The following is a 24,318-nucleotide window of genomic DNA, read 5'->3' on the forward strand; positions in this document are numbered from 1 at the left end:
TAGGATAAATTCCCCCTTGTAATAGGATAAATTGACTGTAAAATACAAGTATATTATTGATTGGAGGGAATGCAAAGTGGAAAGAGTTGTGATTACTGGTATGGGAGTAGTTTCTCCTATAGGAAACGACATCAAAACGTTTTGGAACAATCTAATTAAAGGGGAATCTGGTATAGTCAATATCGATACTTTCGATGTTACCAATCATAAAACAAAAATTGCGGGTATCGTCCAAGATTTTGATGCAGATGAAGTTTTAGGAAAGAAAGAAGCAAGACGTTTAGATCGTTTTTCTCAATTTGCTTTGGCTGCAGCTGAACAAGCTTGGTCAGATTCTAAGTTAGACCTCGATCGTATAGATGTAGAAAGGTTAGGCGTATACGTAGGTTCAGGTATCGGAGGAATTGAAACTTTGATTGAGAATGTTGATGCGCTTAGGCAAAAGGGGCCAAGAAGAGTCAGCCCAACTCTAGTACCTGCCATAATGTCTAATGCTGCTGCAGCACAAATTAGTATCAAGTGGAATGCGATGGGACCTTCTATGTCACCTGTTTCTGCTTGTGCAATTGGAAATACAGCTATTGGAGAAGCCTTTAGACTAATTCGTTCTGGAGAAGCTGACGTTATATTTGCGGGTGGAACAGAATCAGCTATAACAGACTTATCAATAGCAAGCTTTGGTAACGCTACAGCATTATCAACAAGAAACGATACTCCCACAAAGGCTAGTCGTCCATTTGATGAAAATCGAGATGGATTTGTCATGTCAGAAGGAGCTGGAATTCTAATCTTAGAATCTTTATCTCATGCTTTACGTAGAAAGGCAAGGATTTATGCAGAAGTCATTGGATATGGTGCAAGTTCAGATGCACACCATATCGTAGCTACACATCCGGAAGGTAAAGGTGCCTATCTTGCAATGAGATCAGCTTTAAAAAATGCCAATATATCGCCTGAAGAAATTGAAGTTATTAGTGCCCATGCAACAAGTACAAAAGTAGGGGATATCTCTGAAACGATGGCTATTAAGCAGCTGTTTGGAAAACAAGCTTATCAGATTCCAGTAACAGCTAATAAATCTATGCTTGGACATATGTTAGGGGCAGCTGGTGGAGTTGAAGCAATTGCTTTAGCAATGAGCTTAAAGGAAGGGATAGTTCCTCCAACAATTAATTTAGAAAATCCTGATCCATTATGTGATCTGGATTATGTGCCATCTGTTGCTCGCCAAGTGAAAATAAATATAGGTCTATCTAACTCATTTGGTTTCGGAGGTCATAATGCAGCCATTGTTTTAAAGAGATACGAGTGAAGAAATTTTCTCTCGTCAATCTAACCATTTCCTCTAGAAACGGTTAGATTTATTCAATTAAAAAAAGGAAGAGAGAGTGAGAAAATGGATATTAGAGTAGCGACTGCATTAGACTACCCTAATTTAAGAAGGATATATTTAGAGTCACGGCGTGAAAGTTTTCATTGGCTAGATAGAAATGAAATGACTGTAGAAGATTTTGATAAACATACTGAAGGAGAATATATAATACTAGCAGAGGAAGATAATCATATCCTCGGATTTGCTTCTTTATATTTACCTGAAAACTTTATACACAATTTATTTGTACATCCTGAGTTCTTTGGTAAGGGGGTTGGAAGACAGTTACTTCATGCTTCCATAGAAAAGATGAATACACCATTAAGATTAAAGTGTGTTTCTAAAAATCAAAAAGCACTAAAATTTTATGAGAATATGGGCTGGAAAAAAGTTATTGAAGAAGGTGAGCTAGAAGAAAAATATTGGGTAATGATATATGAATAAAATATATTTTATAAAAGAGTATTGTGCACAGGGGGTAAAATATGTGAAATAGGCCTAGTAGGGGAAGTGTCAGGTTTTTTGTCATAGCCCGCATAGAAGCAAAAAGATATTATCGTGAAAATGAAGAACTTGTGAGTGTAGAATTTGATAATTTTTTTGATGCGTATGATCATTTAGATCAAGAATTAAAACAAGTTATTTCAAAAGAAGATAAGAATCCTTCATTGCTACATACCAGACTTGATAAATTTCAGCAGAAAATTGAAAATGTAAATGACTTAATAAAAGTATTGGAAAATGCTCGTTAATAAATGTTTTTCTTTATTATATAGAAATTACGCATTAAAAACACCTTAGAGATAATACGTATTGCGAATGTGAGAATGGTGTGCAGATTGGTTACGAATAGAATTACTGATACTTTTTACGAGAGAGCACTTACTGAGGAGTGCTCTCTTTTTATTAATCAAATAACAAGAAAAAAGAAATTCAAAAGAACATTTCTACTGAGATTTTATATTCACTGTTGGATACTGGTGTATCTGTATACCTTTTGTCAGCTACATGTGATTCAGCTTGGTCTTTCCATGTCACTCAAAAATCCAATCAAAAAAAGAGGGTGAAGGCATTTTTTATTGAAGTTTGTTTATAATAGCTTTTTAATCTGTTAGGGGGGATCATAAAGTAGACTATTAATCTCTTTGATAATTTTAATTTTCCTTATAGAACATGGCATGCTGTATTAAAAAATCTTAATTTTGAAGGGAGAATCAATAAATATGAGCACGAAAAAGACAATAGGGAATAAGTTATTACTTGTCAGTGCCATTTGTGCAATAACTATTCCTTCAGTTTCATATGCGGAGGAAGTAATTTCACCTAAAAATTTCGCGAGTTCTTCAAGTTTGCATGAGGGACGGAATATGGATGTATTGAAATCAAGCTTATATCCTGGTACATATAAAAATCCATTCTATCACCAATTTATTTCGACATTAAAGGAAACAAGCACAAATATAAAAAAAATAGGCAATACTGACGATGAAAACCCTGTTATAGCTACTACCCTTTCATTTATCCGTTATCTGGATACAGAAGACTATAAATCTGCAATTGATTTAACTTCTCGATCATTACGGAAAATAATATCCGAAGAATGGCTGAAGAGCTATTGGAAGGGACTCCCTGTGCAATTACAAGCAGGTACTTTTATGGGAATTGGAGAGGTAACACAAAAAGAGACAAATTCCGTTCATACAAATGTAGAGATTAAATTAGCTTTTGAACAATTTACAGTACCTTTACTAATTAGGCTAGATTCATCTGGAAAAATAGATGATTTTCAACTTAGCATGTCGTTTAGTCCTGTTGCAGAGCGTCCATCATATAGTAAGCCTGAATCATTCATTGATAAAGAAGTAGTAGTTGGAAGTGGTGCGTTTCCATTACCAGGAACATTGTCTGTTCCGAAGGGAAAGGGTCCTTTCCCAGCGGTTATTCTTGTTCAAGGATCTGGGGCAAGCGATCAGGATGAAACAGCGTTTGCTTTAAAACCATTTCGCGATTTAGCTGAGGGTCTTGCCTCGAAAGGAATTGCTGTCCTTCGCTATAATAAACGAACTTATGAGCATGGATTGAAAACACAGTCCAGTCCTTTTTATACAGTTGATAAAGAGACAACAGATGATGCTCTTCTTGTGACTCATTTTCTTCAAAATGAACCTATGATAGATAAGAATCAAATTTATATTCTTGGTCATAGTCAAGGTGGAATGATGCTTCCGAAAATGATTGAAAAAGACCAAAATCAAAATATTGCTGGGGCAATCGTGATGGGAGGACCAGCCCGTACGATCCAAGATGTTGTTTTAGATCAATTTGAGTATCTTTTTTCCATTGGAGCAATGAAACCGGATGAATATAAATTTTACAAATCGCAATTTGAATTATTAAATGATCCCAATTTCTCTAGTCAGAATCCTCCAAAAGATTTTTACTTAGGATCAGCAGTATTTTGGGATTCTATTCGTAAAATTAAAGCAGCAGAAATGTCAAAAGAACAAAAGACACCGCTTCTTATTCTTCAAGGAGAAAGAGACTATCAAGTTCAATCAAAAATCGAAATTCCTCTTTGGAAAGAACAATTAAAAGAGCGAGATAACGTTGATTATCGACTATATCCAAAGTTAAATCACTTCTTTACAGAAGGAGATGGGGAGTTAAGTAAACCGGATGAATATTATAGTCCTGCTAATATCCCTGAGTATGTTATAAATGATATTGCTGCTTGGGTGCAAGGAAGATCGAAATAAAATTAGCAACCATATTTATTAATAGAGGTCACGATACATGCCTATTAACTTAAGGATAGAAATTAAATGGTTTCTATTCAAATAAACTAAATAAAGGGGTGTTCTTTATGTGTACCAGTTTGACATTACAGACAAAAAGCGGTCAGCATCTTTTTGCAAGAACGATGGATTTTACATTAGATTTCCATCAAGAAGTAATAATAGTTCCTCGAAGTTATCAATGGAACAATATAACTGGTGAAACCATCGAGGCGAAACAAGCTGTTGTAGGGATGGGGATTAACCATCAAGGAAAAGATCATCCTGGCGGACGGAGTAAATGAATCAGGTATGACATGTGCAACACCCTATTTTCCAGGATTCGCTAGTTATAGTAACAGTATAGATGAAAATAAAACGAATCTGGCTCCATTTGATTTTGTGGCATGGAGTCTCACACAATTCAATTCTGTCGAAGAGTTAAAGAACTCTGTAGATAGTATTTCCTTTTGGGATGTACCATTACCTGTTTTAGGGGGTACTCCACCGCTACATTGGATTTTAGCGGATAAATGGGGAGATTGTATTGTACTAGAGCCGACAACTGCAGGACTAAAAATATATGATAATCCTCTTGGGGTAATGACCAATAGTCCTGAGTTTAACTGGCATCTACAAAATTTAAGACAATATATCGGTCTTAAATCGCAGCCATATGTGCCAACACAATGGGGGAATGTACCATTAAGTGCTTTTGGACAAGGTTCAGGCTCGATGGGACTCCCTGGGGATTTCACCCCACCATCAAGGTTTGTTCGGGCAGCATATGGCAAACAAAATATTCAAGGTATAGATAACGAAGAAGAGGGCATATCGGCCATTTTTCATATCTTATCAAATTGTGAGGTTCCAAAAGGTGGAGTAATAACGGAAGAAGGTACATTAGATAATAACATTTATACAAGCGCAATGTGTATGGAGTCTGGTACATATTATTACCATACCTATGATTGTAGACAAATTATAGCTATTCATTTATTTTATGAAAACTAATCAGGTTTGGAATAACAAAAAAAGAAAACTTAATTAAGTTTTCTTTTTTTATAGGCGACATGACAATACAAAAGTGGTCCAATTAAATTCAATATAAGAAAAATAACAAGTCAATATATTTCTAATCATTTTAGGTGAAGGGTATGTGATTGAGATGAATAATACATATAATGAAAAGACACATACATCGATTAAACAATTATTTAATAAGTTTTCACCAAAAGCTCCTGCCTTTTCTGGTATTAAAATTAATATTCATACAGTTAAAAACCTAATTAGAAATTATTTGAACATAGATTGCTCAATGAGGTTAAATTTTATAATCTCTGAAAAATAGAGTTATATAAAAATTATATATTATAATTATTAAACTTAATTTTATTGAAAATTGAAATATTAAGCAATATTCCTATTGCTATTAAATTGACCATTAAAGAACTTCCACCAAAACTAACAAATGGAAATGGAGTACCCGTAAGAGGAAATAGTCCCGTAATACCACCTAAATTTACAATGGATTGCATACCAATCATACATCCTATACCAATTGCTATAAAACTTCCGAATGGATCTACACATAGTTGTGCAATTTTTAAGGAACGAAGAACGATAGTCAAAACCCCTGCCAATACAATAAATACACCAATAAACCCTAGTTCTTCAGAAACTATTGCCATTATAAAATCAGTATGTGGTTCTGGAAGATAACCGGTTTTTTGAATGCTATTTCCGAATCCACGTCCAGTAATTCCTCCAGAGCCAATGGCAATAAAAGAATTTACAAGCTGATATCCTTTTCCTTGCGCATCAACAAAGGGATTGAGAATTGTAGTAATACGTGTCTTTTGAACTTCTGACAAGCTAAATTGAATTAAAAAGTATAAAAAAGGTAACCAAAAAATAGAACTGATTATAATTCTTTTAATTAATAGATTTACATTTATTCCAGAGCAAAGAAATATGCTAAAACCTATACCTAATATTAAAAGTGCAGATCCTAAGTTTGGCTGTTTATAGATTAGAAAAAAAATTGCAGCTAAAAAAAATAAAAGTTTTCCGCTACCACGCCAAATCTTTTTAGCTTGTTCTTGTCGTAATGCAAAAAAACGGGCTGTTACAAGTATTGTTCCTAATTTAAGAAATTCAGCTGGCTGTATTCCAAAGATCCATGATTGAGCATTATTTACCACTTTTCCTTTCCACAAAACCATAATTAATAAAAAAATTCCCCCAACCATAATACAGATAGAGACTATTCGTTTTTTCCATATTTCATATGGGAGAATAGCACAAACTATTAACCCAATTGTTCCTAAAAATAGCTTTGTTAATTGAGAATCAACAAAATGCCTACTGTTATAACCGTAATGTTGAACAGCAACAATGGAGCTCGCGCTATACATCATGATAATACCTAAAGTACATGTTATGAATAGAGGGAGGAGCAATAGATAATCGAGTTTTAATATTTTTTTCATTTTAATATCCTCCTGATTTACATTAACACTTAATATTACATTTGCTAATGAGTAGAATCTTGTTCTCATCAACTACTAAATAGTATTTTTGTTTTGAAAGATTCTATCGCTTACACCCTGTTTTCTTACGCAAAAATCCCCCCTAGTTACATACTAGGGGGGATTTAAATTGGCATGACTAAATAAAGCTTTCCTCCCCCTAGTAGAGCTTTGGCACTATACAACGTAAAGTAATGGAAATTGATTACTTAGCTATCTTAAGAAGAGCCTTAATCCGACAATTCCTGTTCTACCCATTGGCGTCTTTCGACATTTTTGGGCAATAGCCTGTGTTTGTATAGGAGCCTCACCTAACAGGTTTAGCAATATAAATTTTATGTATTTGTTTCGTGTAGCCAGCATAAATACTTTTTTTTTGCTTGTCAAGTAAGCATATTGCTAATTTTATATTTTTTATTGTTTTATGAATTTTGAGAAATAATACGAGAAAATGTATTTAATCATCTCGTATAGATACTTATTTTCGGCCTGTAGTGTATAATTTGATTGAGTAGTTTAACCATATAAATTTGATAAACAGTAAAGAAGATTTTAATCATAAAATAAGATTTTTGAATAATGTTCTTTTGAAGTACGGTATGACCAAAGATTCAACTCCTGCTATAAAGTTATAAATTGATCATAAACAATAAGTTTCCTATACGAAATTTCATATATTTTATAACGTTTCTTCGAACTAATTGTATTTAAATTTTATATCTTTTAGGTTGAATTTCAAATTACAATAGAATTGAATTACATTGCTCTAAAAAAGAATTTATTATGAATCGAATCGAAAGTTAGTTGACAAATATTAAATTCTGGTTTAAATTTTGAAGTAATTCAATAATCTTTGTTAGGTGAGGCTCCTGTATAGAGAAACGCTGCTGCCCAAAAATGTCGAGAGACGCCAATGGGTCAACAGGAACGGTCGGATTAAGGCCCTTTTTAATGTAGCTGGTTATAAAAACCTATGCTATACAGTGCTAAAACTCAACGAGGGAGTGGTATACGATTTGATAGAAAGGCACCTCTGGGATTTTTTGCAGAGCTGTCTTAATAATCATTTATTTGTATTGTAAAAAACCTTTACTCCTTTTTGAGTAAAGGTTTTTTTGTTTAATGTTATTTATTTTTATCTTGTCTATATTCAAAAAGGAGGTAGTTCTAAATAATAAATTGATTGCAATGTAACTATTAATGCTCTAATAAAAATTTTAGACAGATAAAATAACACAAAACCACTCATGAAACTCTAGAGTCTCCCTTAGCAATATAAGGAGGAGTTAACATGAAGAAATTATTAAATGAATTACTTGTAACCCAAAATAATTTGGATGCAGAGAAAGTTTTACGTCATCCGTCGTATGATGTTGCGCAAGAAGTAAAACGGTTTTCAATTGAAGATCAAGTCATATTACTAGATAAGATTCCTGTATTAAAAAGCTCAAAAATTCTTCAACATTTGAGTACAGAAGAAAAATATAATATCTTAATTCACTTATCTGAAAACAAAGCTAAAAAGTTACTAGATTTACAACCGATTGATGAAACAGTAGATCTACTTCTAGCGGTTCATCCGGAAAAACAAGCTAAATTAATGGCGTATTTAAATAAAATTACAAAACATAATGTAAAAAAATTAATGGCTTTCAAACCTGAAACGGCAGGAAGTCTTGTCACAAGTGATTTTGTTGCAGTTAGAGGGAATTGGTCAGTAAAAATGACATTGAAGTACATTAGGGAGCATTCTGAAAATGTAGAATCAATATCTTATATCTATGTTCTTGATAGTCATGGTTATCTTAAGGGAATCGTTTCCATACATGAGTTATTACTAGCAGCAGATGAAGAGATATTATCTACTATCATGATTCGAGAGGTAATTTCAGTACACGCTGAAGTTGATCAGCAAGAAGTTGTAAAAAAGCTACTGAATTATAATTTAGCAGCATTACCCGTAACAACAGCAAATAATGAAATGATTGGTATTATAACATTTGATGACGTAATGAATGTTATGGAAGCAGAAGCTACAGAAGATATCCAAAAGTTAGGCGGAAGTGAACCGTTAAATCAATCTTACTTTGAATCTAGTATTTGGAGCATTTTCTTAAAACGTCTACCATGGTTATTGCTTCTTTTTGTTGCTGAAGCATATACAGGTACAGTACTAAAGTATTTTGAAGACGAAATTGAAACAGTAGTTGCCTTAGCTTTCTTTGTACCGTTATTAGTAGGTACTGGAGGAAATACAGGAACACAGGTTGTAGCAACAATTACTCGTGCAATCGGTATTGGAGAGGTGAAATTTAAAGACATTTTCCGTGTAATGAAAAAGGAATTTGCAATTGGTATGCTTCTTGGACTTGCACTTGGGATAGCTGGGCTCACTCGTGCTTATATGTTAGGAGTTGGAACAGAAGTTGCAAAAGTTGTAGCAATTACTTTATTATTTATTGTTATTTGGGCCTCTCTTGTAGCAGCTGTTTTACCTTTAATTCTAAGAAAATTAAAACTAGATCCTGCAGTTGTTTCAGGTCCATTTATTACAACATTTGTTGACGGAACAGGATTAGTAATTTATTTCATGGTTGCAAAAACGTTATTAAATTTGTAAATATACACTGAAATAAAAACGAAATGGGGAATAAGTGTTTTGCCTTGATTACTAAAATATAGTGGAGAATTCAGGAATGAGAAAATCAGACACTTTTGCCTTGGGATAAATACTATTTTAAAGGATTCATTGAATGTAATTAATACCGGAGGATAAAACTATGAAACATCTAAGAAAAATTTTCAAACGAATTTTGCTTCTATTTTCTATTTTCATGATTATTGGTATAGGAATATTATTTGGTACTAGCTATGGACGAGAGCTTCGTATAACAATCGCTGGGAGTATACTAACTTCTCAGCATCCACAATATGCGAAATATACATTCCTATCCCAAAAGGAACTAGATAAATTGCAAGATAGAATTAATCATCCGAAATGGTCAAACAGTGATGAGCATATTTATAAAAAAATAGCAGGAAAAAGATTAGAAGAATTAAAAAATCAGCCATTAGAAATTGATGTAGAAACAATTAAAAGTAATAAAGATAGTCGTTTTCTTTTCGAAGGAAAGTTAGAGCCTGTTTATAGTCTTATAAATATGTTAGGATGTATGCAAAAACAGGAGATGAGTGTATGTCTTATCCAAGTGATATCAGCCGTGAAAAATTCGAGATCATTCGTGAGGAACTAGAAACGTTTAGCAAACGCACAAGTCCGCGAAAGTATGACCTTTATGATGTGTTCAATGCACTACTCTATGTTCTGAGTACAGGCTGCCAGTGGCGTGCTTTACCAAAAGATTATCCCAAATGGCAAAATGTTTACCGCTACTATGCAAAATGGAGTAAATCCAATGCCGAAGGTAGTAGTCTATTAGAGACCTTATTAAAAAAATTGTTGGGCAAATAAGGGAAGCAGTGAATCGCCCCAAAAGCTCTAGCTTTAATATTGTCGATGCCCAAAGTGTTAAGAATGCAGATACGGCTGAACAAAAAGGTTATGATGGTGGTAAGAAAGTTTCTGGTATTAAACGACATATCAGTGTAGATATTCTTGGATTTCCCCATGCAATCCATGTTACCACTGCCAATGTCACAGATCGAAAAGGCGCACTCGAAATGTACGAGCAATATCCTGAATTGAAAGAAACCATAGAAGCCATCCTCACGGATGGTGGGTACACAGGAGAAAAGTTTCAAAAAGAAATTCAAAAGCTATTGAATGCTGAAGTACAAGTTGCCAAGCGGTCCGAATTGCATCAATTTCAAGTGATCCCTAAAAGATGGATCGTAGAGCGCTCATTTGCTTGGTTAGAAAAATACAGACGATTGTTCAAAAATGTAGAGAGAAAACTAGAAACAAGTAAACAAATGGTTGTCCTAGGATTTCTCGCTATTTTAATAAAAAGATAAGACTATAAACAGGCTCTTAGTTACCATTAGCAACCCCTTCAATGTTAAACTTGTTAACCATCAAGGAACACAGGGCGCTAATAGGGGAGAAAAAATTAGTGTAATGGCAAAACGTAATCATGCACTTGTTGCTGTGAATGCAAGTGGATTTGCTGACGAAACAGGAAGGGGTGGAGGAAATGTTGCTACTGGAATTGTGATAGAAAATGGGAAAGCTATTGATACAAATATGGATAGAAATGCCCCTACAATTATTACGGGATTAACAAAGTTTGGTCAAATGATAACAGGAAATTATTCTACCCAACAACTGTTGGATAAACAAGTCGTTTCCGCAGCTGGATTTATGCCACAGTTAATTGTAAATGGAGAAAAAATGATTACAGAAGGAGACGGTGGTTGGGGTTCGGCTCCAAGAAGTATTATGGCCCAAAAAGAAGATGGTACAATTATGTTTCTAGTTATTGACGGTAGACAGACGCATAGTATAGGAGCTACGTTAAAAGAGTGTCAAGATATTCTATATGAAAAAGGAGCTATAAATGCAATGGCTATGGATGGAGGTTCTTCTGCTACGCTATTTTTAGGAGGAAAGGTTATAAATTCACCGTCTACATTATCCCATGAAGATCGTTATTTACCGAACGCTTGGGTGGTAACAGCAAACCAAAAACAAAAAATAAAGATGACAATTGATGGGAAAAAAATAGATACCAAAACATCAGATGAATTTGATGCGAACATTTCAACGGATTTATGAATCATTAAAAATGGAACAAATACATGATTTTTATTCCATTCGCTGGCAGATTGAAATTATCTTTAAAGCTTGGAAATCCTTATTTCATATTCATGATTGGCACAATATCAAACGAGAGTGATGATAATCCCTAATTTATGGAATACTCATCGCTCTTTTTCTATGTTCTTCTACCATATTTCAAATGCGGTAATTACTTCTTATGAAAAAGTAACGAGAACTAAGTGAATATAAGGCCATATATAATTAAAGATTACCTTCTTCTTATTTTCCAAGCTATACAGAAAAACACTCAAGAGCTATCAGAGATTCTATTTCACCTATTCAACCTCCTAAAGCAAAAAAGGCGAAAATCTCATAGGTATGAGTAGAAAACGGTCTTTGATATATTAGGTGTTGCTTTCAATTGCACCAAGTTTGATAATCCCGCGGCTTAAATTAAAAAATGAAATCCATTAGGTTTTATTTCGTATACAAATCTTTACAGCATTTACATATAGATTTTTGAAAAAAGAAATACTCTTGCTTATCATTGAAGTTACATGAGCTTAGGTTGATAGCAATGTGATAGCACCACATCGCTATTAAGCCAAGAAAAGCAAATACCCCCAAAACGAAAAAATAAGCTGTTTTCTGTCAAAAACACACGGAATTTTCATCCTAGGGGTGTAATAAAATTCTTAAATTGATAGGCATGTGGCGGAACCCCATTTTCAGCTTGTTTCAATTCCTTTCTTACTAGATATCCACTCATTTGCCTATGTATTGGCGGAAAAATTCTATTTGTTCGTTGTTAAGTATTGTTGCTTCGTCTTTTCTTAAGTCAAGGTGGAATACATGACCGCTAGCTTTGTCATTATGACCATATTCCTTGTAAATATAATGAAGTCCTGCGGATTCTAATTTACTAAGGAAAACAGGTTGAATCCCAACCAATCCATCATTAACACTACAAGTCACAAAGGACGGAGGAAAAGATGACGTAATGTTTGACTGAAAATCCATTTCCTTTTCATATTTATAAATTTCTGTTCCAAGGTAGTCCTTCATCAAAGCATTTAAAAGACTCTTGTACCATTCTTTCGTTTCTTTGTTTTTTATTCTATCGAGAGGATCATACATTCCGTGGTTTAATCCCATTGCTTTTATTTTTATATCAGGCATTTTGAAGTCAAACAGTTTTGCATACTTTAAATTAGTTATTATTGCTGCATACTGACTTGCAATCTGGGCTCCCGCTGAATCACCTACAATAAACAAATTATTTAAGTCCATATGAAACTTTGTTGAATTATTCTTCACCCAATGAAAAACCGAATTTACATCTTCCAGAGCCGCTGGAAATTTATATTTTGGTGCAAGACGGTAGTTGAAGTTTACTACCGTAAACCCGTACTGGGCTAAATTCATGCAGTAAAATTGATAAGCTTCCTTGTTCCCATACACCCAGCCACCACCATGAATCGATATAATTACTGGCAAAGGTTTGTCCGTATCCTTTGGATAATACACGTCAAGCAAATGGTCTTCACTTTTATCCCCGTAGTAATCAAGGTTGTCAAACCTTTCGATATTTTCTGGGGTAGTTAACCCTTTATCTCTTTTAGCATCACCCTTTTTAAATAACACATTTAATAAAACTGATGTTAATGATATTTTTCCACACCTCTTTTTGTGCAATGAGAATTACTTAACGGATTATTTTGTTTTTGGGGTTATATTTCGATAGAAGAAATAATTTATTCTTGTTCTATTAATCCGCCCCTTTAATGGAATAAGGAATGATTATTTGTTCCTTTCCCATAGCTTTCTATAGTCACCTTTAGGGAGGCATATCAATTTACTAGAAGAATACCATATTAATTTGGATAATGTAGTATCATTACATTCTTTAAGATCACTAAAACTCTCTTGGTGTTGTTAAAAACTAGGAAATCGTTTTGGAAATGGGCTTATCGTTGTAAATCAGCATTTTCCTGATGGTATCCCATGCTCATCAACTCAAGAATTTTATAACACCTCCAGGATGAAAATTCCATGTATTTTTGACAGACAACGGCTTATTTTTTCGTTTTGGGGGTATTTGCTTTTCTTAGCTTGATGGCGATGGGGGACCGCCAGCATTTTGGAAAAACCCCACGTTAAGAGCATGCAAGATTTTATACAGTTTTTCGGCTAATCCAGTAACAAACGAGAACCCTAAAACCGCGCCAAGATAGGAATGTATAAAAAATTGAATAGATCCATAGAGGGGTCACCATACATGCCCATCAACTTAAGACTTTTTACTACCCCCAAGTACAAAAAAACGTTATTCTTTCTTAATAATCTATGAGAAAGGGTGACGTTTTTTATGAATCTCTCGATTCAAGAGGAGTTACAACCATTTGCAGAAGAATTACAGCGCTATATCACACCTGGATTTTTGGAAGAACTAGCAAGAGAGATTAAGTTTATAAAGCGAAAACGCAAGTTTTCAGGATCAGATTTAGCTACCATTTGTATTTGGATTAGCCAACGGGTGGCCAGTGATCCTTTAGTCCGATTATGTAGTAGACTTCATGCAGCTACAGGTACTTTACTCAGCCCAGAGGGCTTAAATAAACGATTTACTGCAAAATCAGTGTTATTTTTAAAGCATGTCTTTTCGTTATTGTTACAACAAAAAATCTGTGAGCAGACTCACATTTCTAACCAACTTTTTGCTCATTTTAAACGCATTCGCATCATGGATGCCACTATGTTTCAAGTACCCCATACTTTGGAACATATATATCCTGGTTCAGGTGGCTGCGCTCAAACAGCTGGGATCAAAATTCAATTAGAATATGATTTACATAGTGGGCAATTTCTTAATTTTCAAGTGGGACCTGGAAAAAATAATGATAAAACATTCGGAACAGAATGTTTAGATACGTTACGGCCAGGCGATTTATGTATTCGTGATTTAGGGTATTTTTCATTAGAGGATTTAGATCAAATGGATCAACGTGGTACGTATTATATTTCGAGGTTAAAGTTAAATACGAACGTATATGTAAAAAATCCAAATCCGGAATATTTTAAAAATGGTTCCATTAAAAAACAATCAGAATACATACAAATCAATGTCATACAGATTTTGAATCAACTCCAACCAGGCGAAACGATAGAATATCAGCAAGCTTATATTGGGGATAAACAGCAGCTATTTTCACGTCTCATTTTTCATCGTTTAACAGAGGCACAATTAAAAAAACGTCTAGAGAAAATTGCAGAAAAAGAAAAGTCAAAACACAAAACCTATTCAGATAAAAGTAAATTAGCAGCGGGATTAAATGTATATGTGACAAATGCACCTTGGGAATGGGTTCCGATGGAACAAGTACATGAATTATATACATTGCGTTGGCAGATAGAAATTGTTTTTAAAACGTGGAAATCATTGTTTGATATTAATCATTGTCGTACCGTCAAACAAGAAAGAATAGAGTGCCATTTATACGGGAAACTCATCGCTATTTTTTTATGTTCTTCTACGATGTTTAAAATGCGCCAACTTGTGTTACAAAAGAAGCAAAAAGAATTAAGTGAATATAAAGCGATTGGAATGATCCAAGATCATCTGTTTCTCCTCTATCAAGCCATAGGGAAAAGCACCCAAGAGATAACAAAGCTTCTGATCCGCCTGTTCCACCTTCTAGAGAAAAACGGGCGGAAATCTCATCGATATGAGAAGAAAACTGTCTTTGATATCATGGGTGTTATCTATGAGTATAGTGGATGTAGCAAGCAAAAGAAAGCTGCATAAGAAAAAAATGAAACCCGTTAGGGTTTATTTCGTGTGCTTATTTTTAATAACTTGTCCCCATTTTGGGAGATTTTAGTTCAATTGAACAAAAGTTAATTTTGTATCCATCCTTAAGTTGATGGGCATGGGGTCACCATATCATTCTGGGAAAATTGTACGCTAAGGGATGCCAACCCTTGGTGTTACAGCCTTTTTTAGAGATAACTACATGTTCAGAAAGATAAAAAACTAAGTTTAATTGAACATTGATTGATTTATTTACACACTTTATGAACATGATTATAGCTAGAAAACGTTGATATTATTGAATTTTATCCTCTGTTCATAAACATAAGGTTTTCTGGACAGATGTCTCTTAGCGTACAGGAGATGCTTCAAATGTGTCCAAATTGTGTCTAAACGTACAATTTTCCCAATATGGCATGGGGTACAAGCTTAGATACGTGTAAAAATCGGTCACAGGTTAAATTTTAATCCCCAACATAATTTAAGAGTATTTATTTTTACATTTTGGAAAGATAAGCACATTCAAAAATATTGTAGAATTTATGACAATTAACGATGGATTTCTTAATTCATATATATCTTTTTATTTTAAATATGACATTACCAAAAAAAAAACATATATTTCAAATGGTATATATAACAAAATATAAAAAAAACTAGTCACTATTATCTTATAGTGAGTAATTAATCATAACATTGCGTATTTTCTGACTTTTATATATTCTAATAGGGGGTTTCTTTTTCCATCCCCCGAAAAAGGAGAATAAGAAAGAATCTAGTTAATATCTATTGCTATTTCCATTATAAAAATAGTAATTGTAACAGACTTATTCTAGAATCTCTCTTTAAAAAATAAGAAAAGGAGGAGTTCAAGTGAAAAAAACTTTAGTTACAGGATTATTGGTTACAGCAATATTAGCAAGTCCTTCCAACTATGTAAGTGCTTACGCGGAGAGGGTGCAGTCTAAATCAGAGTCAACATATGTACAAAATGTCAAAAATGCGAATACATTATCACATTCGATTAGAACGTTAGGTTCACAATCACCTTTAGCGCAAGCATATGGATTAATTATTTTACAGCAACCAACCATTAAAGGGACTGGTATGAGCAGTTTAACGAATCACCAAGAATTTGTAAAAAATCATGTTCGCGAATGGTTAGATGAATATAATCCTAAGTTAGTTGATTTAAATCAAGATATGCAGCGTTTTAGTACAAGATTCAATGGTTATTATGGTACATTATATGATTTAGCGGAAACGGTAAATACAGATGCGGAAACAAAGGTGAGTTTTGTAAATGCTTTTAATAGACTACAAAAGGACGTACAAACTATCCAAGATAGTATGAACCAAACCTTATTGCAGATAAATCGTTTTAATGATTTATTGCTTCAAGATAACAAAGGGTTTTCTGAAAAAGCAAAAATAGCAGTTCAATCCTTAGAGGGGTCAGATGGAACTGTTACACAGCTAAGAGCTGATATTAAAAGACTTCAAGAAGAGATACTGGTAGAACTCGCAAAAATTTTAAATAGACCAAATGAAGTTCGTAACGGCGTTATAAATATTGGGAAGCAAGTCTTTACGATTGCGGGCGGAGCAGCTCAGACTCAAACTATAGATTTTATCTCTATTTCATCTCTTGGTGGTGGAATTTTAGATCTTTTCGACAGCCAAACAGCTGCTTCTGCTAGGATCATTGAGCAGAAACAAAAAGAATTACTACCACTAATTCAGCAGTTAGCAGAAACCCAAATTCAAGTGACTGAAATGACTTTTATTGAGGATCAAATGAATGGGTTTACTGAGATGATTAAGAGGCAAATTACTACTTTTGAGTATTTGATGAATGATTGGAAAGCGCTAAATGATACAATGATCCAAATCCAACTCAATCTGAGTGCAGGGGCACACATGGATAGTGTTGGATTGCAAAATCAATTAATTCAGCTCAAAGAATTCAGTGATGAACTGTATTTGCAAACAAAAAAGTTTGAAAATTTCATTTCAAATGTAACAATAAATTAAGTTTAAGCAAAGAGTGAAATATGATTATACTGAAAGTTAAAGGAGAAGACAAAAATGACAAAAAAGCCTTATAAAGTAATGGCTTTATCCGCATTAATAACGGTAATGGCAGCAGGTAGTATCATGCCAACATATGCTTCTGCAGCGGAAAGCACGGCAAAATCAACTCCTATTCACGCTAAAACAGGTACAACGGACGAGTACCCGGATTATTCATTAGGACCAGAGGGTCTTAAAGAGGCAATAACAAATACAGGGTCAAATGCTTTAGTAATGGACCTTTATGCTTTAACAATCATTAAACAAGCAAATGCCAATTTCAATGGGCTCAATTCAATTGATACATCTTTACGAACGAAAATAATTAATGATCAAAATATTGCCAGAATAAATGCAGGGCAATGGTTAGATAAACTTAAACCGCAAATGATTTCAACGAATCAAAACATTATTAATTATAATACTAAATTTCAAAATTACTATGATACGTTAATAGCAGCTGTAAACAATAAGGACAAGGAAACATTATCAAATGGACTTACAAGGCTAAATAATGATGTTGTAGCAAATAAGGCGGAAGTGGACGAATTATTAGGAGAACTGAGAGAATTCCGAAAGAAAATGGCAACAGACACGCAAAACTTTAAACAAGATGCAACTCAAATAACGTCTATTTTAGCAAGTCAAGATGCTGGAATTCCGCTGTTGCAAAATCAACTCACAACGTATCATGCTACAATTGCTGAATATAATAAACTTCTTATTGCCTCAGCAGTTGCAACGGCTCTAGGTCCACTTGCTATTATAGGTGGAGCAGTTCTAATTGGTACTGGTTTAGGAGCTAAACTAGGAGTGGTGTTCATTGTAGGTGGTTTAGGAGCAACAGCAGGAGGTATAGCGGGAATTGTTATAGCAAAGCAAGAGATGGATAAGGCTCAGGAAGAGATTAAGAATATAACAGGACAAATAACCCAGGCTCAATTAGAAGTAGCTGGTTTAACCAATATAAAAGAGCAAACTGAATCCTTAACAGAGACTATTGATATAGCAATTACTGCACTACAAAATCTTTCAACCAAATGGGATGTAGTTGGATCAAAATATAAATCTTTACTTAAAAATATTGCAGTTATGGACCCTAACGATCTATTTTTCATAAAAGAGGATCTCGATGTGGCTAAAGATAGTTGGAAAGAAGTTAGAGATACTGCTGCAAATCTTTATGAAACTGATATTAAATTAGTAGATACAAAATAATCAATTGATTTTATGTGATAAGGGTTCCCTGTTCAAACTTGAGCAGGGAACTTCCTCAATGCTCACTAAAAGATACGAATTCTTAAAAAGCGTAGGTGGGATAATATGAATAAGAAATTGTACAAGAAATTCTTATTATCAATGATGATTGCTGGAATGGCAACAAGTAATATAGTACCACTTCATTCTTTCGCGGCAGAACAAAAAGTCCATACAACTATATCGCAAGAAACCATTCATAATTATTCACTTGGTCCTGAGGGCTTTCAAGATGTACTAGCACCAGCAATGTCTAATGTACTTGTTATGGATTCATATGCCAAAACAATACGTAATCAACAAGAGACAGACCTTAGTGGTATAAGTTCTCTTAATAGTTATTTACGAGCAAATATGTTGAAGCACCAGGACGATGCAAAAAAAAACGCGACCTATTGGTTAGATAATCTTAAACCACGTATTATGAATACGAATCAAAACATTGTAAATTATAATGATACATTTCAAGCACACTATAGTATTTTATTAGCTGCAATAGATCAAAAAGACACTGAAAAATTGAAAACTGAGCTCGAAAAATTGTATCAAAGTATATTGACTAATAAAAGTGAAGTTAACGAGCTATTGGAACAGCTGAAAACATTCCGAAATAAAATGACAGCAGATACGCAAAACTTTAAACAAGATACAACTCAATTAACGACTATTTTAGCTAGTACAACTGCAGGTATTCCATATTTAGAACAGCGAATTAATGGGTATAATGAGTCTATCAAAAAAAGCAATGATCAAATTATTGCAGGTTCAGTACTTTGCGCGACGTTAATAACGTGTATCATTGGTGGACCGCTGATTGCAACAGCAAAAAGTAATATTGCATCTGCTGAGCGAGAAATAGAAATTTTAAAAGCACAAATTTCTGGGGCACAAGCAGAAATAGCTATTATAACTGATGCAAAAAATAAGACTACGAATATGGCGGAAACAATTGACACAGCTATTACTTCTATACAGAAAATGTCTAATAGTTGGGATACTGTAGCAGCAAAATATAATAATTTAGTAAAAAATATCACATTTATTACCCCAGAAGAATTTGCTTTTATAAAAGCAGATCTTAATACAGCAAAAGATAGCTGGCAAGATCTTAAGAATTATGCTGATAAATTATATGAATCGGTGAAAATTGCGGAGAAAGAAGAGCAGGATCTTATGGATCGACTTCGTCCGTCAAGTGTTCAATATTTCTACAAACCGATACACAATGCCTATACATTTGAAATAAAAACGGGAGCAAATGCACCAAATGCGTCCTATAAAGTTATGAATTTAACAAAACGGACTACTCATAATATGTGGAGCGGAGGACCAAATGCAAGCATGTGGATTGACCGGCTTCCATTAAACTTAAAAGACCAATATGCGGTAATAGCAACGGTCAATGGAATGGATTATGTCATATATAAAGAAGTAGGAGAAAACATTCCTGGAGCTAATTTGAATGGTACCTATCAACTATTTTCTGCGTTAAATAATAGTAGCGTTATAGATATGGATCGATCAACGAATAATGTTACCTTATGGAGCAATAACGGCGGTAATCATCAAAAATGGAAGTTAGTATATGATTCAAATAAAAAGGCCTATCAAATTAAAAGTATAACAAATGAAAATTTAATATTAGCTTGGAATGACTATCAAGGTTCTAACAATGTTTTTGCTACACCTAACCAATACTATGAAGAGCATTATTGGATAGTTGAAGATGCAGGAAATGGATATTTTTATTTAAAAAACAAGAAAAACTCTAGGTATTTAGATGTAACTGGTTCTGGTACTAAAAATGGAACAAATGTTATAGTATATCCATTTACAGCTAGTACTAATCAAAAATTTAAATTACAGAGACTAGATTAAATTGTAAGATTCTGGCACAAAAAATTTCATCTTGAATTTCTATTGTTGTAAAATAGGGCATCTCTCCTGCTTCGGAAAGATGCCTCTTTTCTATTCTAACGAATGTTGGGGTACGGAAACGATTCGAGGTATGAGGGGTCACTCTGGGATTTAATTACAAATCAAAAAAGATCAAGCAGAAGCACTAGGTTTGGTGAAAAGAAAAGGCAACCTACAAGTGAAGAAGTTTTACACAAAGTATTAAAGGAAAAATTAGATCTCTTTTACGAACAGTAAGAAGTGCGTAATAACAAATTTAAATAGATTACATTTTAAGTTGTAACATTGAAAAAAATAAAATAGAGAAGGATGAGAAAAATGAAACATACAATACTAACTGAAATTCATGAATTTATATACCTACATTCAAATTAAAGATAGTTTTTCAAATATTTATTAATATTTTTCATCATTCATATCCCAAACGAAGCGACAGATAAACTATGTATTTTTTACATAATAAAATTAAAATTACAATAAATAATAAAAGGTTCAGCAATCATATGAGAGCTGAACCTTTTATTATTTTTCTTTCCCTATTCTGCCTAAACTATCTTTAATAGTTGTTTCCCCAAGTTGAGTGTATAACAACGCTGTATCTTGACTCGTATGCCCAAGTTGCTGCATTACTTGTAACGAGTCTTTTTCTTCCATATATAATTTATTTGCTAATGTATGTCTTAATTTATGAGGAGACATTCTTTTTCCATAAGCCTTAGTATATTTTTCTACTATATCTTGGATAGCCCTAACAGAAAGAGGCTGTGCAGTATGTTTATACTTCGATAAGAATACATTTTGTAATTCTTTCCCTGGAGCATATTTGCTATCCCTAATTTCCATATATTTTTCAAGATCATTCAATGCAATTGGGGTAATCCATACTGAATCTTCTTTATTTCCTTTGCGGATTACATCAATTAGTCTTTCTTTTAGGTTTATATCCTCCATACGGAGATCGGCCAATTCACTTACACGAATACCACTACCAAGAAAGAGGGAGAGGATGGCTACATCACGCTCTTTATCTCTTAGGAAATAGAATAACTGATGTTTTGTTAAAGATTTTTCATGTTCGTACTTAACATAATTCAGAAATTCTTGATCATCATCATTATGGAATATTTTAGATCTCATACGTTTTGCACGAGCATTTAATGTTTCTTTATCTTTATGTATTTCAATTTTAGCCATCACATTTCTATAAAAATAACATTCTCCATCTTCATTCTCTGATAGGGAGGTAAGGTACTTAAATAAAGATTTTAAAGCTGAAATTTTCCTGTTAACAGAAGAATTCTGCATATTTTGTTGTAGTTTTAGGAATCTCATAAAGTTTTCAACATCTTTTTTCTTTAAATTCTCCAAATCAGAGAAGGATATTTCTTTAATGGATTTTAATTCAATAATTTGTTCAGATAATAACCAATTAAAGAAGACTCTAAAATCATATACATAATTCAGTAGGGTGGAGGGAGAGGCATCATGCAATTCTTTGTACTCCACAAATTCTTCTATGTAAAAGGGCATTTCATTTAAATTCTCGTATAATTTCTTACGATGTACGGATTTTTGACGTTGCTTGCTGTAATCCATAAAAATCACCTCATATATACTATAACAGAAAAAAGATGCGAACACAAGTTCGCGTTAAATTCAATTTTTACACGAACTTATTTACATAATTAAATTATGAAACACTAAAATTCACTCGAAATTGAATGGGAAAGTGTAATTGTTCTAATAAAAGTTATAGATAACCAAGTGATAAATTCATACTTGGCTATAAAAATTATATATGCATATAAAATAAAACGATTTTCAAATATAAATTCTAACAAAATGATTACATGAAAACAGTTTAAAAGTCGTTATAAAATGTGAATTGGTTAATTTAATCAAGGTTAATCAGGAGTTAGTTAGATCAACACAAGAAAAGCTCTTATAAATAAAAATGTAATTCACTATAAAAATTGCGTATGAGTAATTTAGCATTTGATAATTCTTATATAAAGTATCAATTATATGGCGTATACCAATATACTAAGATTCATGCACTTGGGCTTGAAATTCCTAGATACTGTATTTGATTTTTATATAACCGTATTATTCTGCGTAAAATTGGTATTTCGTGCGAACTTGTTGTGTGTTTTTAGAGTAAATAATCACCGCCCTTCAATTGTCGAATTTCACTGATTCCGATTATTCTCTCTTTATATTAAAAAGACCCTATAGAATGGATTTTTTCATTTTCTATAGGGTCTTTTTTATATGGAATCTTTTATTTTATATTGATTCTGTCTTGTACGAAACAAAAAAGTAAAGAAAAAAGCATATTTATATAATATTACTTCTTTTTTTGAGATATTTTATTAAAGATCGCCATTTGTTCTAACTAGTTTGTCTTCAGCAATTCTAACCATGGAACCATTTGCAACTTCATTTCTTATGTGACTACTATATTGAGTAATACTCCAGGCATAATTGTTGTAAGCAATCGTTCTACCAACTTCATTATTATATAGGTCCATTTCCTTATCAACCCCACTAGAATATTGCTCATGGGCATCTGTCCAAACTTTTGCTCTTGCAACACCAACATCACGACCTTTAATAGTACCTAATTCCTTAGCAAGGGCTGCATTCCAAAAAGAGTGCCTAAAAGCATCACCATTTCCTTGATAAAGTGTTGAGTTGCTGTAGTATTTCTCTGAAGTTGTCTTTGCTAAAACGGAACAAGCCCCATAGGTTACAAATTCAAATGGATTTTTCTTGGCTAAATCAACTTCAGCATCAGTCAATGTTCCAAATCCAGGTATTTGAAGTGAATATGCGGAGCGAAATGATACTGATTGATTGTTTTTAATCTTTTCAACCACAATTCGATTTAATTCGTCTTCAGATTTGCTGTCAGCAATGTTTTTCACTTCTTTATATATAGCATTTAAAGCAGATAGATTAATTGATTTGACTTCCTTATCAGTCAGAAATTCATTACTTTCTACGGTATCAATATAACTTAATACTTTTCCTTCTGTAGTTTTGTTAGACGAAATTGATTGTACTTTAGTTATATCCCCTTCATCTGCATAAGAATTACTTGGGAGAACCCCAACACCTAATAATCCCATAGTTAATGCCGTGGCCCCTAAACGTTTTAAGCTTTGATTTTTTCTCATATTATCCCCAAAACCTTCCTTACATTCAGATTCATATAAATTCAAATATTGACCTGAAAAAATTTTAATATTTTTATGTAAAACTTTATTTAAAAAGTTACACACTTAAGTAAAAAATAGTGAAAAGATTTTACATTTCATAAAATCCTTTCATTTTTATATCTCATTTTAACATTTATACAACTTGTTTCCAATTGTATTTATGGAATTTTTTTAATATTAAAAACGAACAGAATCTCCATAACTACCTTTAGACCTTTCATTATTTTGATGTAAATATGCTAGGTTCTGGTGCAAAGATAAAATAAAAACTAGTAAAACACATATATTCCTAACAGAATTGTATTTTATGCTGCAAGTTCAAACAATTGATGGATGAATTCTTTCTGTTTTTGGACAGACTGGTCCCGTAAATCAATCTGTTCTTTTTTTATCATATGCATAGCCTCTATGGATGTAGCTGTGTCAAAGCATTTGAACCCTAGCATAGAATGGATTTGTTTCTTTATAAAGCGATGATCTTGTTCTACTATGTTATTCAAGTACTTTTGTTGTCTAAGTCGCATACCGTTAGGTATGCTTTTTTCTTTTTTCAACTGTTCAATTGCTATAGGATAAGCTGGATTCTTGTCGACCGTTATAACACGAGACTTTGAAACAGGAAAATTCTATTGGTTAGGGGAT

Annotated in this window: 13 protein-coding genes, 8 pseudogenes and 2 riboswitches; of the genes and pseudogenes, 16 read left to right on the forward strand and 5 right to left on the reverse strand. The window is 33.2% G+C overall.

Features of this window, described 5'->3' with window-relative positions:
- The first annotated feature begins 76 nt into the window (after positions 1–76).
- From fabF to ACP6L7_RS33845, 6 genes and pseudogenes are all read left to right on the forward strand, one after another.
- On the forward strand, positions 77–1,312 hold the full coding sequence (gene fabF, locus ACP6L7_RS33820) for a beta-ketoacyl-ACP synthase II (RefSeq protein ID WP_097831087.1): 1,236 nt from the start codon (positions 77–79) through the stop codon (positions 1,310–1,312).
- Positions 1,313–1,396: 84 nt separating this feature from the next.
- Positions 1,397–1,816, forward strand: coding sequence for a GNAT family N-acetyltransferase (locus tag ACP6L7_RS33825; protein WP_097831086.1), 420 nt, complete (start codon positions 1,397–1,399; stop codon positions 1,814–1,816).
- A 92-nt stretch (positions 1,817–1,908) separates the two neighbouring features.
- Positions 1,909–2,124 (forward strand): annotated as a pseudogene (locus ACP6L7_RS33830) (hypothetical protein); the annotation flags it as partial.
- A 471-nt stretch (positions 2,125–2,595) separates the two neighbouring features.
- On the forward strand, positions 2,596–4,128 hold the full coding sequence (locus ACP6L7_RS33835) for an alpha/beta hydrolase (RefSeq protein WP_430529733.1): 1,533 nt from the start codon (positions 2,596–2,598) through the stop codon (positions 4,126–4,128).
- A gap of 107 nt (positions 4,129–4,235) precedes the next feature.
- Positions 4,236–5,157: pseudogene (locus ACP6L7_RS33840) on the forward strand (choloylglycine hydrolase family protein); the annotation flags it as partial.
- Positions 5,158–5,314: 157 nt separating this feature from the next.
- Positions 5,315–5,404 (forward strand): annotated as a pseudogene (locus ACP6L7_RS33845) (serine hydrolase); the annotation flags it as partial.
- A gap of 106 nt (positions 5,405–5,510) precedes the next feature.
- Here ACP6L7_RS33845 and ACP6L7_RS33850 read toward each other — a convergent pair.
- Positions 5,511–6,638, reverse strand: coding sequence for an FtsW/RodA/SpoVE family cell cycle protein (locus ACP6L7_RS33850; protein ID WP_430529734.1), 1,128 nt, complete (start codon positions 6,636–6,638; stop codon positions 5,511–5,513).
- Positions 6,639–6,826: 188 nt separating this feature from the next.
- A riboswitch (M-box (ykoK) riboswitch) is annotated at positions 6,827–7,003 on the reverse strand.
- Between the two features lie 519 nt (positions 7,004–7,522).
- Positions 7,523–7,690: riboswitch (M-box (ykoK) riboswitch) on the forward strand.
- A gap of 278 nt (positions 7,691–7,968) precedes the next feature.
- On the opposite strand from ACP6L7_RS33850, the gene mgtE reads away from it, so the two are divergent.
- The 5 genes and pseudogenes from mgtE to ACP6L7_RS33875 form a co-directional block, all read left to right on the forward strand.
- Positions 7,969–9,297 carry a magnesium transporter gene (gene mgtE / locus ACP6L7_RS33855; protein ID WP_430529735.1) on the forward strand — a complete coding sequence of 443 codons (1,329 nt, stop codon included), beginning with the start codon at positions 7,969–7,971 and terminating at the stop codon, positions 9,295–9,297.
- Positions 9,298–9,457: 160 nt separating this feature from the next.
- A pseudogene (locus ACP6L7_RS33860) lies at positions 9,458–9,841 on the forward strand (hypothetical protein); the annotation flags it as partial.
- Positions 9,842–9,873: 32 nt separating this feature from the next.
- A protein-coding gene (locus tag ACP6L7_RS33865) for an IS5 family transposase (protein ID WP_430528891.1) occupies positions 9,874–10,652 on the forward strand; the annotation gives its coding sequence in 2 pieces (ribosomal slippage) (positions 9,874–10,135 and positions 10,135–10,652; 780 coding nt in all).
- A gap of 16 nt (positions 10,653–10,668) precedes the next feature.
- Positions 10,669–11,412: pseudogene (locus ACP6L7_RS33870) on the forward strand (phosphodiester glycosidase family protein); the annotation flags it as partial.
- A 10-nt stretch (positions 11,413–11,422) separates the two neighbouring features.
- Positions 11,423–11,849: pseudogene (locus ACP6L7_RS33875) on the forward strand (transposase); the annotation flags it as partial.
- Positions 11,850–12,162: 313 nt separating this feature from the next.
- Here ACP6L7_RS33875 and ACP6L7_RS33880 read toward each other — a convergent pair.
- Positions 12,163–13,041 (reverse strand): alpha/beta hydrolase, encoded by an 879-nt coding sequence (locus tag ACP6L7_RS33880; RefSeq protein WP_240523194.1) that lies wholly within the window; start codon positions 13,039–13,041, stop codon positions 12,163–12,165.
- A gap of 724 nt (positions 13,042–13,765) precedes the next feature.
- Between ACP6L7_RS33880 and ACP6L7_RS33885 the strand changes: the two genes are divergently transcribed.
- From ACP6L7_RS33885 to ACP6L7_RS33905, 5 genes and pseudogenes are all read left to right on the forward strand, one after another.
- Positions 13,766–15,202, forward strand: coding sequence for an IS4 family transposase (locus ACP6L7_RS33885; protein WP_430529099.1), 1,437 nt, complete (start codon positions 13,766–13,768; stop codon positions 15,200–15,202).
- Positions 15,203–16,081: 879 nt separating this feature from the next.
- Positions 16,082–17,242, forward strand: coding sequence for a non-hemolytic enterotoxin subunit A (nheA, locus tag ACP6L7_RS33890; RefSeq protein WP_098361744.1), 1,161 nt, complete (start codon positions 16,082–16,084; stop codon positions 17,240–17,242).
- A 54-nt stretch (positions 17,243–17,296) separates the two neighbouring features.
- Positions 17,297–18,499: a non-hemolytic enterotoxin subunit B gene (nheB, locus tag ACP6L7_RS33895; RefSeq protein WP_097831081.1), complete on the forward strand. Its 1,203-nt coding sequence runs from the start codon at positions 17,297–17,299 to the stop codon at positions 18,497–18,499.
- Positions 18,500–18,604: 105 nt separating this feature from the next.
- Positions 18,605–19,681 (forward strand): annotated as a pseudogene (gene nheC, locus ACP6L7_RS33900) (non-hemolytic enterotoxin subunit C); the annotation flags it as partial.
- A gap of 369 nt (positions 19,682–20,050) precedes the next feature.
- Complete coding sequence (locus ACP6L7_RS33905; protein WP_430529748.1) at positions 20,051–20,416, forward strand: RICIN domain-containing protein; 366 nt, start codon at positions 20,051–20,053, stop codon at positions 20,414–20,416.
- Positions 20,417–20,977: 561 nt separating this feature from the next.
- Here ACP6L7_RS33905 and xerS read toward each other — a convergent pair.
- From xerS to ACP6L7_RS33920, 3 genes and pseudogenes are all read right to left on the reverse strand, one after another.
- Entirely contained in the window at positions 20,978–22,051 is a 1,074-nt protein-coding gene (xerS, locus tag ACP6L7_RS33910) for a tyrosine recombinase XerS (RefSeq protein WP_087952154.1), read from the reverse strand.
- A 776-nt stretch (positions 22,052–22,827) separates the two neighbouring features.
- Positions 22,828–23,634: a DUF6973 domain-containing protein gene (locus tag ACP6L7_RS33915; RefSeq protein ID WP_098361743.1), complete on the reverse strand. Its 807-nt coding sequence runs from the start codon at positions 23,632–23,634 to the stop codon at positions 22,828–22,830.
- A 347-nt stretch (positions 23,635–23,981) separates the two neighbouring features.
- A pseudogene (locus ACP6L7_RS33920) lies at positions 23,982–24,302 on the reverse strand (DDE-type integrase/transposase/recombinase); the annotation flags it as partial.
- Positions 24,303–24,318 lie beyond the last annotated feature (16 nt).

The sequence above is a fragment of the Bacillus silvicola genome (assembly GCF_050524305.1).
GTDB classification, from domain to species: Bacteria; Bacillota; Bacilli; order Bacillales; family Bacillaceae_G; genus Bacillus_A; species Bacillus_A cereus_AT.

Coding starts and splice junctions, on each gene's coding strand:
- ACP6L7_RS33825 (WP_097831086.1), top strand. CDS start 1,397: ATGGATATTAGAGTAGCGACTGCATTAGACTACCCTAATTTAAGAAGG.
- ACP6L7_RS33835 (WP_430529733.1), top strand. CDS start 2,596: ATGAGCACGAAAAAGACAATAGGGAATAAGTTATTACTTGTCAGTGCC.
- ACP6L7_RS33850 (WP_430529734.1), bottom strand. CDS start 6,638: ATGAAAAAAATATTAAAACTCGATTATCTATTGCTCCTCCCTCTATTC.
- mgtE (WP_430529735.1), top strand. CDS start 7,969: ATGAAGAAATTATTAAATGAATTACTTGTAACCCAAAATAATTTGGAT.
- ACP6L7_RS33885 (WP_430529099.1), top strand. CDS start 13,766: ATGAATCTCTCGATTCAAGAGGAGTTACAACCATTTGCAGAAGAATTA.
- nheB (WP_097831081.1), top strand. CDS start 17,297: ATGACAAAAAAGCCTTATAAAGTAATGGCTTTATCCGCATTAATAACG.
- ACP6L7_RS33905 (WP_430529748.1), top strand. CDS start 20,051: ATGGATCGATCAACGAATAATGTTACCTTATGGAGCAATAACGGCGGT.
- xerS (WP_087952154.1), bottom strand. CDS start 22,051: ATGGATTACAGCAAGCAACGTCAAAAATCCGTACATCGTAAGAAATTA.
- ACP6L7_RS33915 (WP_098361743.1), bottom strand. CDS start 23,634: ATGAGAAAAAATCAAAGCTTAAAACGTTTAGGGGCCACGGCATTAACT.